Source organism: Paracoccus aurantiacus (genome assembly GCF_007993065.1).
Taxonomy (GTDB): domain Bacteria; phylum Pseudomonadota; class Alphaproteobacteria; order Rhodobacterales; family Rhodobacteraceae; genus Paracoccus; species Paracoccus aurantiacus.
Genome location: NZ_VOPL01000001.1, coordinates 919,410 through 930,445, shown reverse-complemented (window position 1 = coordinate 930,445; position 11,036 = coordinate 919,410). Strand labels below are relative to the sequence as shown.

Below are 11,036 nucleotides of genomic sequence, written 5' to 3'. Positions count from 1 at the left end.
ATGCCGATCAAACTGGCGCTGTGGCAGGGGGAAAGCGTGGCCGGTGATAGGGGGCGGGCGCTGTCCGAAATCGCCCGTGCGAGCCGCGCGGCAGGACAGATGGGGGCGGCGGCGATCACCTTTCCCGAGCTGTTTCTGTCGGGCTATGAACGCGACGACCTTGGCGAACTCGCCATGACGCAGGACGAGGTCGCGGGACATCTGTCCCCCATGGCGCAGCGCGCCGCCTGCGCGATCTGCATCGGCTATCCGGAGCGGCTGGCAGAGGGGATCGCGAATTCTGCCATCTGTCTCGGCGCAGATGGACAGGTCCTTGCCAACCACCGCAAGATCCAGCTTTTCGGCCAGACAGAGGCCACGCGCTTCGTGGCGGGGGACCGTTACACGACCTTTGCCCTTGCAGGGCGCAAGGCGGCTGTTCTGATCTGCTATGACGTCGAATTCGCACCACATATCGCGGCGCTTCAAGGGCAGGGGGTGGACCTGATCCTCGCGCCGACGGCCAATATGCGGCCCTTCGAACATGTCGGCCACCATGTCGTGCCGACGATGGCCGCGAACCATGCGCTCAGCATCGTTTACGCGAATTACTGCGGGCGCGAGGCGCATCTTGAATATTTCGGGGAATCGTCGATCACCGGGCCGGACGGGCGGATGCTCGCGCGTGCCGGACAGCATCCCTGCCTGCTGATCGCTGACTTGCCTGACGACTATGAGCCGGCGCATCTTTCCACGCAGTCGCGCGATTTCAGGCAGGTTGCGCCATGATGCAGCGTGCCGCATTCAGGGGCGAAAACCCGCCCAGATATTATGCATTTGGGGAATCCGCTGACGCTGATCCGCGCAAGGGGTTTTCCTGCCGGATGATATATCCGATGTCAGGCGCATGATGAGGAAACCGGAATGAGCGAGCATCGCTTCAATCAGCCGCTTGGCGGCAATACCATGCCCCGGACGGGAGGGCCCGCCACGATGATGCGCCTGCCTGCCGCCGAAAGCGCGGCGGGGCTGGATGCCTGTTTCATTGGCATCCCGATGGATATCGGCACCTCGAACCGGCCCGGCACGCGGCTGGGGCCACGCCAGATCCGCGACGAAAGCCGGATGATCCGGCCCTATAACATGGCCACGGGCGCGGCGCCCTTCGATCACCTTCAGGTCGCGGATATCGGCGATGTGCCGATCAACCTGTTCGATCTGAAGAAGTCTGTCGACATCATCGCGGATCACTATCGTGAGGTGCTGAGCCACGGCGCAATCCCGCTGACCCTTGGCGGCGATCACACCCTGACATGGCCGATCCTGCGTGCCATGGCGGAAAAACACGGACCCGTTGCGCTGATCCATGTTGACGCGCATTCCGACACGAATGACGAGATGTTCGGCGAAAAGGCCGCGCATGGCTGTCCCTTTCGGCGCGCGTGGGATGAAGGGCTTTTGCAGAATGACAAGGTGTTTCAGATCGGTCTGCGCGGGACGGGCTACAGCGCCGAAGATTTCGACTGGGGCCGTGATCAGGGCTGGACATGCATTCAGGCCGAGGAATGCTGGCACAAATCGCTGACGCCTTTGATGGCCGATATCCGTGACAGGATCGGCGATGCCCCGGTCTATCTTTCCTACGATATCGACAGCCTCGACCCGGCCTTTGCGCCGGGCACCGGCACGGTCGAGGTGGGTGGGCTGACAACGATGCAGGGCCTTGAAATCATTCGCGGCACGGCCGGGCTGAACATCGTGGGCTGCGATCTGGTCGAAGTCTCGCCGCCCTATGATCCGGCAGGAAATACCGCTGTCATCGCGGCGAATTTCCTTTACGAGATGCTCTGCGCGCTTCCGGGCGTGCCGCAGCGCCGATCAATCAGATAAATAACAGGGAGTAACACAATGAACAGACGCGATCTTCTGAAAACCGGCGCAGCGGGCGCCATGATCCTTGCCGCGCCGTCCGTGCTGCGGGCGCAGGACACCGCGCTGAAAGTCGGCACCTATGGCGGCTATTTTCAGGACAGTTTCGACAAGCATATCTATCCTGATTTCACGGCCGCCTCGGGCATCAACGTCGAAAGCATTGGCGAGCCGACGGGCGAGGCGTGGCTCGTGCAGCTTCAGCAGGCTGCGCGCGCGCGTCAGGCCCCGGCCGACGTCTCGATGATGGCGCAGGTCGCGCGCATCAAGGGCGAACGCTCTGAACTGTGGGCAAAGCTTGACGAAAGCAAGATGCCGAATGTCGCCAACCTGCCCGATCACTTCATCCACCGTTACGAAGATGGCAGTCTGAACGGCACCGGCGCGGTCAGTTGGTATATCACGCTGGTGACGAATACCGAAAGCTTCGCCGAGGCCCCGACCTCCTGGCAGGCATTCTGGGACAGCGCGAATGCCGACAAGATCGGGCTTATGTCGCTGGCCTCGAACTCTTTCCTGTTGGAAATCACGGCGACAACTTTCTTTGACGGAACCGAAATTCTCGGGACCGAAGAAGGCGTTTTGCAGGTGATGGAAAAGCTGGCAGAGGTGAAGCCCAATGTGCGCCTCTGGTGGCGGGACGAAGGGCAGTTCCAGCAGGCGCTGGAAACCGGGGAAATCCCGATGGGGCAGTATTACCACGACGTGACAGGTCTTGCGGCATCGCAGGGCAAGCCGGTTCGTTCCACCTTCCCGGATGAAGGCGCGGTTCTCGACAGCGGGTCATGGGTGGTGTCGAAGGCGTCGCAGATGCTGGATCAGGCGCAGGTGTTTATCGACTATATGGCTCAGCCCGAAATTCAGGCGAAGCTGTCGCGCATGGTCGGCACCGCGCCTACCGTGGCCCGCGATCTGACCGATCTGACGGATGAAGAATTCGCCGCTGTGTCGTCGGAAAAGACCCCGATCCTGCCCAAATACGAGATCTATGTGGATCGCGGCGACTGGATCAACCAGCAATGGTCCGAGAAGATTACCGGCTGATATCTGTGCGCCGCGACCCGGTGTCGCGGCGCCCCAATTGGAAAGGGTCGCGATGACCGAATTGCGGATCGACGGCGTGTCGAAGGAGTTTGGCAGCTTCCGGGCGCTCGACAATGTGTCGCTGGACATTCCGAACGGCAAGTTCGTCTGCCTTCTTGGGCCGTCGGGCTGCGGCAAGACGACGTTGCTGCGCGTTATTGCCGGCCTTGAAAGCCCGACTGCCGGGCGCGTTCATGTCGGGGGCGAGGATCAGACAGAACTCGCCACCCATAAGCGCGGGATGGGCATGGTGTTTCAGTCGCTCGCGCTGTTTCCGCATCTGAACGTCGCCGAGAACGTGACATATCCGCTGACGATCCGCGGCGTCGCGAAAGCCGAACGTGACGCGCGCGCCGAGGAATTGCTGGATCTGGTTCGCCTGCCGGGAATGGGTGCGCGCCGTATCCACCAGCTTTCAGGTGGTCAGCGCCAGCGCGTGGCCATTGCGCGCGGTCTTGCGATCAGTCCCAAGGTCTTCCTTCTGGACGAACCGCTGTCAGCGCTTGATGCTGCCCTGCGCGAGCATATGCAGATCGAGCTTCGCCAGATCCAGCAGCGCCTTGGCGTGACAACGATCGTTGTCACGCATGACCAGAAAGAGGCGCTGACCATGGCCGATCTTGTCATCGTCATGAAGGATGGGGTGATCCAGCAGGCCGGTGCCCCGATGGAGGTGTATCACAACCCCGCCAATGCCTTCGTGGCAGGCTTTATCGGCACCACGAATCTGATCCCCTGCGAGGTCGCGGACGGCACCATCTCGGCGCTTGGCCATACCATGCCGGTTGTCGACGGGGACCGCGTCGCCGCTGGCAGCGGACCCGCGCAGCTTTCCGTCAGGCCCGACCATGTCCTTATCCTGCCAAAGGGGCAGGGTATCCCTGCCGAGGTGACGTTCCTGCGCGATCTCGGAGACAGCCGGCAGGTGATGCTGAATGCGGACGGGCAGGAACTGGTGGCGAACCTGCCGCAAGGCAGCGACGTGCAGCTGACGCCCGGCCAGCACGTCGGCCTGGACTTCCGCGCCGGAGAGCGCGTGGTGGTGACATGAGCGCGACAGTCACCGAAACCTCCGCCCCCCGCTGGCTCGGCCTTTGGCCCGCGGCGATGCTGATGCTGTTTTTTCTTGTTCCCTTCGCGATCATGCTGGCTGTCTCGGTCGCGCATCGCGACCAAAGCGGCTTTTACGAATGGGGGTTCGAACTGGACAGCTATGCCCGCTTCATGTCGGGCTTTTTCGCCAAGGTCATGGCGGTGTCGCTGTCGGTATCGCTCAGCGCCGCAGCAATCTGCGTGGCGATCGCCTTCCCCTTCACTGTCTTTCTCGCGCAGATGAGCAACCGCACCCAGACATTGGTGCTCGTGGTGCTTCTGTCGGTGCTCGCCCTGTCTGAAGTCATCATTGGCTTCGCGCTGTCAACGCTGCTGTCGCAGACGGCCGGCATCGGAAACCTGTTTCACTGGCTTGGCCTCATCGCCGAGCCGCAGGCCTATACGCCGTCGCTTTTCGCGCTGATTACCGGGCTTTGCTATATCGGTTTTCCCTTTGCCGTGCTGGTGCTTTATCCGCCGGTTTCGCGCCTCGACCCCGAAATCGTCGAGGCGGCGCGGGTGATGGGCGCATCCGGCCCGCGCGCGTTCTTCGGGGTTATCGTTCCCAGCCTGCGCGGCGCAATCGTGGGCGCGTTCATCCTCGTGTTCGTCTTTACGCTCGGTTCGTATCTGCTGCCGCAACTTCTTGGTCGGTCCGAGGATTGGACCCTGTCCGTCCATATCACCGATCAGGCGGTCTATCAGTCGAACCTGCCCTTCGCCGCGGCCATGTCGATCTTCCTGATGCTCGTGGCGCTGGCACTGGTCGGGCTGGCCTCGCTCGCCGGTCGCGACAGGGGGGCGGCAGCATGAGCAAGGCCCTGAAGCTGACATATATCCTGATTGTTCTGGCGCTGCTGGTCCTGCCGCTTGTCGTGGTGGCCGCCGTCTCGCTGAATGGGCCGCAGACATTGCGGTTTCCGCCGGTCGAGCCGTCACTGCACTGGTATGCGCGGCTGTTCACCGACAGCGAATGGCTGGTGCCGCTGCGCCATTCGCTGACCATCGCGCTTTGTGCCGCCGCGCTTGCGGTCGCGATCGCGCTGCCGCTGGCGCTTTATGTCTGGGAACGTCGCGGCGTAGCCGTGCAACTGCTGACCGGGATGGGGCTTGCGCCCTTCGCGCTGCCGCCGGTCATCTCGGCGCTTGGCTTCATGATCTTCTGGATGACCGTGGGCGGCTATGGCCAGATCTGGGCGACGATCATTTCGCATGGCATCTTTCTGGTGACCTTGCCGCTGGTGACGATCTCGCTCGGTCTAAGGGGGATCGATCGCTCGCTGATCGAATCCGCGCGGGTCATGGGCGCGAACCGTTGGGCGGTGATGCGCACCGTGATCCTGCCGCTGCTTCTGCCCTATATCGTCTCGGGCTATGCCTTCGCCTTCGTTCTCAGCCTGAACGAATATATCATCGCCTATATGGTCGCGGGCTTCACGGTCGAGACGCTGCCTGTGAAGATATTCAACGCGCTGCGCTATGGTTACACGCCCATTCTCGCCGTCGTCTCGGTGTTGTTCGTGGTCATGTCGGCGTTGATTTTCGGGCTGATCGGCCGCTTCGGCAATCTGCCCAGACTTATGGGGGCGGAACGCAGTCAGCGCGACTGAGGCACGCTGCACGGCGCGCCTGTCAGACAGGCAGCGCGCCGCCTTATGTTCCATTTTCGCATCACAGACAGGCAGAAAGCCGCCTTCCGGCGATGTCCTGCGACAGCCGGATGCTGCGCCGCAATCCGGCTGGGTATAAGCTGAGTGCATAAATTCAATGAGGATACGTGCCGACCCGTTCGGCGGGCCGGCCTTGCGAGGCGGCATGAACACCTTACTGAGAAGCTTTCTGGAACATTATATCACAAGCGGCAATCTGACCGTCATCGGCAGCAATGGCGAAAAGGTGGTGGTCGGGGACGGCTCTGGCCCGAAGGTCGTCGTGCGTTTCAATGCGGCCTCTGCCGAGCGCGCGGTCGCGACCAATCCTGCCCTGAAGCTGGGCGAGTGCTTCATGGATGGTGAGATCGATATTGTGGAAGGCACGATCTATGACCTGAACATGATCGGCTATGCCAATGCGGGTCGCGGCCTGATGCCTGCGGTCTGGATGAAGGCCTTCGAAAAGATGCGCATCGCGGCCCGGCGCCTTCACCAGATCAACACAAAGATCCAGTCGATCGGGAATGTGCAGCGTCACTATGATCTGTCTGCCGATCTCTACCGGATCTTTCTGGACCCGGACATGCAGTATTCCTGCGCCTATTTCCCGACGCCCGAGACCGGCATTGCCGAAGCGCAACTTCTGAAAAAGCGGCATATCGCGGCGAAACTCCTGCTGGAGGAAGGGCAGGACGTGCTGGATATCGGCTGCGGCTGGGGCGGAATGGGGCTTTACATGGCGCGGGTTGCCCGCGCGCGTGTTGATGGCGTTACACTGTCGGACGAACAGCTCGCAATAGCACGCCAGCGCGCAGGCGCAGAAGGGCTTTCAGGTCAGGTCGGGTTCCGCCTGCAGGATTACCGCGAGATCGAACAGCAATATGACCGCATCGTCTCTGTCGGCATGTTCGAGCATGTCGGCATCAACCACTTCGACGGGTTCTTCCGCAAAACGGCCTCGCTGCTGCGCGAGGACGGGGTGATGCTGCTGCATACCATCGGGCGCGCCGATCCACCCGGCGCGACCAATCCGTTCCTGCGCCGATACATATTTCCGGGCGGCTATATCCCCGCGCTTTCCGAAGTGATGCACTCGGTCGAGAAGTCCGGTCTTGTCGTCACCGATATCGAGGTGCTTCGCCTTCACTACGCTGACACGCTGCGCGCATGGCGCACCGCCTTCATGGCGCGGCGCGACGAGGTCAAGGCGCTTTACGACGAAGCGTTCTGCCGCATGTGGGAATTTTACCTCGCCGGAAGCGAGGCGTCGTTCCGCGAAGGGGGCATGGTGGTTTTCCAGATCCAGCTCGCCCATCGCGTCGACAATGTCCCCGTCACCCGCGACTATATCGCTGCTGCGGAATGCACGCTCGCCCGGCTGGAAAGCGAACGCGGCATACCCGGTCCCGCATGGCCGGATGACTGGTCCGCAGATTGGCTGAGCGGTGAAGGCGCGGCACTGCCCGCCGCCGCACATGGCGGCAGAAGCTGACGGGCAGTGCCGCTGCGTCGCGCCGGCCGGTGGCACCTGCATAGTTGCGCCGGGGGGCGTCGCACGGCAGAATCCGTCAAGCGGACATGTCTGCCGGAGGAGAGGATGACAAGCAGTCCCGAAGCCAGCCTCGGCACACATCAGGTCACCAACCAGCCCGAGCCGGTCGGCGATCGTGACCTGCTGGGCGTGGACCCGCTGTTCGAAACCATGCTATCTCGTTCCGGTGTCGGGCTTGCCGAACTGCGCGCTTACGGGCAGGCGCTTGGGCGGCAGTCGATGCGCGACGCGGCGCGGGACGCGAACCGCAACAGCCCCGATCTGCGCCTGTTCGATTCCGCCGGACGGCGTCTTGACGAGGTCCGTTTTCATCCGGCCTATCATGGCTTCATGCAGCTTTCAGCCGCCGCAGGTTATCACAGCGTCGCATGGGAAGGTGGCGCGAATGGCAACCTTCGTCACGCGGCGATGGTCTATCTTGCCAGCCAGGTAGAACCCGGTCATTGCTGCCCGCTTACCATGACCTATGCCGCGGCCCCGGTTCTTGCGCAGGCAGACGGGTTGGCCAACTGGCACAGTGCGATCCTGTCGCGGGATTATGACCCGTCGGTCAGGCCCGTCAGCGAAAAGCGCGGGGCGACGCTTGGGATGGCAATGACCGAGAAGCAGGGCGGATCGGATGTTCGCAGCAACAGAACCGAGGCTGTCCGCGATGGTGGTGACTGGCGGCTTCGCGGGCATAAATGGTTCTGCTCGGCCCCGATGTCGGACGGCTTTCTGACACTGGCACAGGTCGATGGCGCGGGGTTAACCTGCTTTCTGGTGCCACGCTGGCTTGAAGACGGGCGCAACGCCATTCGCCTTCAACGTCTGAAGGACAAGCTGGGGAACAGGTCCAACGCATCTGCCGAGATCGAGTATGATGGCGCGCGCGCTAATCTGGTCGGCACGCCGGGCAACGGCATCCGCACCATTCTCGGCATGGTTCATCACACGCGGTTGGATACCGCGATGGCCCCGGCCGGACTGATGCGCGCCGCACTTTCCGAGGCCGTCCACTGGACCCGTCACCGTCGCGCTTTTGGCAGGCAATTGATCGACCAGCCGCTGATGCAGGCGGTTCTGGCAGATTGCGCGCTCGACTGGGCCGGTAGCCTTGCCCTTGGCCTGCAAGTTGCGCAACGCTTCGACGGGACGTCGGAAGATGACCGTGCATTCACACGGATCGCTGTGGCCCTTGCGAAATACCTTTCCAACAAGCTCTGCCCTCAGGTCGTCTGCGAGGCGATGGAAGCGATTGGCGGGTCCGGCTATGTCGAAGATGGCGTGCTGCCCATGCTTTATCGCGAGGCACCGCTGAACGGCATCTGGGAAGGATCGGCGAATGTCATCTGCCTTGACGCGCTGCGAAGCATGAAAGGCGATGGTCACAGCGCCGAGGCTCTTCGGTGGACGCTGGAAGCTGCGCGCGGGCAGGACACGACCTATGATTCAGCGCTTCGTTCATATCAGTCGCGTTGGACCACGCCCCCGTCAGAGGCCGACGCGCGCTGGTTTGTCGAGGATACCGCAGCACTGTTGACAGCAGCCGTATTGCTCGCGCAGCAGATCCCGCTTGTCACAGAGGCTTATCTGCAGACAAGGCTGGGCCAGCAACGCGGGCGCTTTTATGGTTCATTGCCGGCAGGACAGGCGGACGGTATTCTGGACGCATGCTTTTGCGGCTAAAACAGTTCGACATTGCTGGCTGCAGCACCCCCCCGAGAACCATGGGTAAGCGACTGTCCGACATCCTTAACCTTCAGTTCGGCAAGGATGTGCTGCCAGTCCGGCACCGAGGTGTCGCTGACGTTTTGTGAGGCTGCCAGAAACACCGCAGAAAGGTCGGAAAGCACCTGCGTCATCCTGTCGAGCGACTGCAGAATCGTCAGGTCGATCGCGTGTTCATTGCCAGGTGTCGCGCTTGCGGTGATCGCGGCGTTCACGAATTCGGCCAGATGCAGTTGCATGCCATGCGCATCGCGCACTGTCATGTCGAGCAGCATCGAGGCGTTGTGCAGAAACCTGCCAAGCGGAATGTCCTTCGGGGCTTCGGTCATAGGCGGCCGACGACAGCCTCAAGGCAGGATCGGAGGTCCTGCACATCGAATGGCTTTTTGAGGAAGTTGTTCATGCCAAATGACTTACCGCTTTCGACAATCTGCCTGTCCGCCTTGCCGGTGATCAGGATGAAGCCGACGCCGCGGGTGCGCGGGTTGGCGCGCAGGTGACCGAGAAGCTGAATTCCATCCATTCCGGGCATGTTGTAGTCGGACAGGACCAGATGCGCGGGTTGCCGGGCGAGCAGGCCAATCGCTTCTTCTCCGGTTGACGCGAGATGGATATGCTTGATGCCAATCGCCTCAAGCGCCTGAACGATCAGGCCGCGACTGGTCGACATGTCGTCGACGACAAGAATCTGCAGCTGGTCTCTGATACTCATGAACTCTCTCGCGCGGTCATTGGGGCTTGCGATATGCGGTGATGCCGGCGGGAACCAGCAGGTCGTGCATATCTGCGGGGACACGTTCGGAATGGCCGATCAGCAGCCAGCCACCCGGACGAAGGCACGCATGGAAGCGATACCAAAGCGCGCGCTGCGTCGCGGCGTCGAAGTAAATCGCGACGTTCCGAAAGAAGATCACGTCGAAGAGCCGGGCATTCTTCCATTGTGAATTGAGATTCAGCTGTCGAAATTCGATCATTGAGGCCAAGACCGGCGCGACCCGCATCTTGTCCGTCTGGTCGGTCGCGGTGCAGGCCGAAAAATATCTGCTGCGCAGATCGGCTGGCAATGCCGAAAGTTCGCTGAATTTGAATATGCCGGTCTTCGCCGCTTCAAGGACGCGCGCGTCAATATCGGTGGCCAGGATACGCGTTCGCGCCGCCGCGTCTGCGCAGCGTTCACGCAGGCTCATCGCGATCGAATATGGCTCCTGCCCGCTACTGCAGCCTGCCGACCAGATATCAATACTGCGATCGGGTTCGGCAAGCGACGGGATGATCTCGGCTGTCAGCATTCTGAAATGGTGCCGCTCGCGGAAGAAGCTTGTCACATTGGTGGTCAGCGACGATACGAACATGTTTCGTTCCGCCGCACCTGACAGGCCATTCAGAAGTTCCACATAGTCCGCGAGCGAGGACAGCTTCAGCGCTGACACACGCTTTTGCAGCCGCGCCAGCATAAGGCTTCGCTTCTCTGGCCCGATCACGATGCCAGAAAACGCGTAGATGATTTTGCTGAGCTGATCGAACTCCCGATCGCTCATCGCCGCGTCGCGCGGGGCGCGGCCGCTATATGTCATGCCGCATCCTGATTTTCCCCCGGCAGTATGGTTTTCAGGTCGAGCACGCGGATCAGCTTTTCGTCCGTGACGATCAGCGCCCGGATATATCTGCCCGACCGGCCGGCGGCGATTTCAGGGGCGGGCTGCATGTCTTTCTCGGACACGGTCAGGATGTCCGATACCGCATCAACCAGCAGGCCGGCCGTGATTTCGCCGACGCTGACGACGACGATCACGTTGCGATCGACACCCTCTATCGGGTCCATCCCCAGTCGTGCCGACAGATCGATCACCGGCAGGACGATACCGCGCAGATTTATGACCCCTTTGACATGCGGCGGCGAATGCGGAAGCGGGGTTGCGCGCGTCCAGCCACGGATTTCGCGAACCAGCATGATTTCGACACAATATTCCTGCGTGCCGACACGGAAGGACAGAAGCTCGGTTTCATCTTCGGACGCGTGAAGTTGGTTATCGGCCATC

At 61.7% G+C, this 11,036-nt stretch carries 12 protein-coding genes; 8 read left to right on the top strand and 4 right to left on the bottom strand.

Annotated features, from left to right (window positions below):
• The 8 genes from FQV27_RS04560 to FQV27_RS04525 all read left to right on the top strand — a co-directional run bounded on the left by FQV27_RS04560 (position 1) and on the right by FQV27_RS04525 (position 8,955).
• Positions 1 to 768: a nitrilase-related carbon-nitrogen hydrolase gene (locus FQV27_RS04560; RefSeq protein ID WP_147096617.1), complete on the top strand. Its 768-nt coding sequence runs from the start codon at positions 1 to 3 to the stop codon at positions 766 to 768.
• A 135-nt stretch (positions 769 to 903) separates the two neighbouring features.
• Positions 904 to 1,869 (top strand): agmatinase, encoded by a 966-nt coding sequence (gene speB / locus FQV27_RS04555; protein ID WP_147096615.1) that lies wholly within the window; start codon positions 904 to 906, stop codon positions 1,867 to 1,869.
• 18 nt (positions 1,870 to 1,887) lie between these two features.
• The gene (locus tag FQV27_RS04550) at positions 1,888 to 2,952 is read left to right on the top strand and encodes an ABC transporter substrate-binding protein (protein ID WP_147096613.1); all 1,065 of its coding nucleotides are present in this window, start codon (positions 1,888 to 1,890) and stop codon (positions 2,950 to 2,952) included.
• Positions 2,953 to 3,004: 52 nt separating this feature from the next.
• Positions 3,005 to 4,042, top strand: a complete 1,038-nt coding sequence (locus FQV27_RS04545) for an ABC transporter ATP-binding protein (RefSeq protein WP_147096612.1) — start codon at positions 3,005 to 3,007, stop codon at positions 4,040 to 4,042.
• Positions 4,039 to 4,896 (top strand): ABC transporter permease, encoded by an 858-nt coding sequence (locus FQV27_RS04540; RefSeq protein WP_147096610.1) that lies wholly within the window; start codon positions 4,039 to 4,041, stop codon positions 4,894 to 4,896. Before FQV27_RS04545 ends, FQV27_RS04540 begins: the two co-directional genes overlap by 4 nt.
• Positions 4,893 to 5,693: an ABC transporter permease gene (locus FQV27_RS04535; RefSeq protein ID WP_147096608.1), complete on the top strand. Its 801-nt coding sequence runs from the start codon at positions 4,893 to 4,895 to the stop codon at positions 5,691 to 5,693. The genes FQV27_RS04540 and FQV27_RS04535 overlap by 4 nt, the downstream gene beginning before the upstream one ends.
• Before the next feature lie 205 nt (positions 5,694 to 5,898).
• Positions 5,899 to 7,227 (top strand): cyclopropane fatty acid synthase, encoded by a 1,329-nt coding sequence (locus FQV27_RS04530; RefSeq protein WP_147096607.1) that lies wholly within the window; start codon positions 5,899 to 5,901, stop codon positions 7,225 to 7,227.
• A gap of 105 nt (positions 7,228 to 7,332) precedes the next feature.
• Positions 7,333 to 8,955 carry an acyl-CoA dehydrogenase family protein gene (locus tag FQV27_RS04525; protein WP_147096606.1) on the top strand — a complete coding sequence of 541 codons (1,623 nt, stop codon included), beginning with the start codon at positions 7,333 to 7,335 and terminating at the stop codon, positions 8,953 to 8,955.
• Here the strand turns inward: FQV27_RS04525 and FQV27_RS04520 are convergent.
• The 4 genes from FQV27_RS04520 to FQV27_RS04505 are packed head-to-tail and all read right to left on the bottom strand — an operon-like array spanning position 8,952 to position 11,035.
• A complete protein-coding gene (locus tag FQV27_RS04520; protein ID WP_147096605.1) occupies positions 8,952 to 9,326 on the bottom strand; it encodes a hypothetical protein in 375 nt (124 codons plus the stop codon). The two genes, FQV27_RS04525 and FQV27_RS04520, sit on opposite strands and share 4 nt — an antisense overlap.
• Positions 9,323 to 9,709, bottom strand: a complete 387-nt coding sequence (locus tag FQV27_RS04515) for a response regulator (RefSeq protein ID WP_147096604.1) — start codon at positions 9,707 to 9,709, stop codon at positions 9,323 to 9,325. Before FQV27_RS04515 ends, FQV27_RS04520 begins: the two co-directional genes overlap by 4 nt.
• Positions 9,710 to 9,725: 16 nt before the next feature.
• On the bottom strand, positions 9,726 to 10,571 hold the full coding sequence (locus tag FQV27_RS04510) for a CheR family methyltransferase (RefSeq protein ID WP_147096603.1): 846 nt from the start codon (positions 10,569 to 10,571) through the stop codon (positions 9,726 to 9,728).
• Positions 10,568 to 11,035, bottom strand: a complete 468-nt coding sequence (locus FQV27_RS04505) for a chemotaxis protein CheW (RefSeq protein ID WP_147096601.1) — start codon at positions 11,033 to 11,035, stop codon at positions 10,568 to 10,570. The genes FQV27_RS04510 and FQV27_RS04505 overlap by 4 nt, the downstream gene beginning before the upstream one ends.
• Between the last annotated feature and the right edge of the window lies 1 nt (position 11,036).

Bases quoted from the DNA above. Each gene is read 5' to 3' on its own strand.
- FQV27_RS04560 (WP_147096617.1), top strand. From the start codon at position 1: ATGCCGATCAAACTGGCGCTGTGGCAGGGGGAAAGCGTGGCCGGTGAT.
- FQV27_RS04525 (WP_147096606.1), top strand. From the start codon at position 7,333: ATGACAAGCAGTCCCGAAGCCAGCCTCGGCACACATCAGGTCACCAAC.
- FQV27_RS04515 (WP_147096604.1), bottom strand. From the start codon at position 9,709: ATGAGTATCAGAGACCAGCTGCAGATTCTTGTCGTCGACGACATGTCG.
- FQV27_RS04505 (WP_147096601.1), bottom strand. From the start codon at position 11,035: ATGGCCGATAACCAACTTCACGCGTCCGAAGATGAAACCGAGCTTCTG.
- FQV27_RS04510 (WP_147096603.1), bottom strand. From the start codon at position 10,571: ATGACATATAGCGGCCGCGCCCCGCGCGACGCGGCGATGAGCGATCGG.
- FQV27_RS04535 (WP_147096608.1), top strand. From the start codon at position 4,893: ATGAGCAAGGCCCTGAAGCTGACATATATCCTGATTGTTCTGGCGCTG.
- FQV27_RS04545 (WP_147096612.1), top strand. From the start codon at position 3,005: ATGACCGAATTGCGGATCGACGGCGTGTCGAAGGAGTTTGGCAGCTTC.
- FQV27_RS04520 (WP_147096605.1), bottom strand. From the start codon at position 9,326: ATGACCGAAGCCCCGAAGGACATTCCGCTTGGCAGGTTTCTGCACAAC.
- FQV27_RS04530 (WP_147096607.1), top strand. From the start codon at position 5,899: ATGAACACCTTACTGAGAAGCTTTCTGGAACATTATATCACAAGCGGC.
- FQV27_RS04550 (WP_147096613.1), top strand. From the start codon at position 1,888: ATGAACAGACGCGATCTTCTGAAAACCGGCGCAGCGGGCGCCATGATC.
- FQV27_RS04540 (WP_147096610.1), top strand. From the start codon at position 4,039: ATGAGCGCGACAGTCACCGAAACCTCCGCCCCCCGCTGGCTCGGCCTT.
- speB (WP_147096615.1), top strand. From the start codon at position 904: ATGAGCGAGCATCGCTTCAATCAGCCGCTTGGCGGCAATACCATGCCC.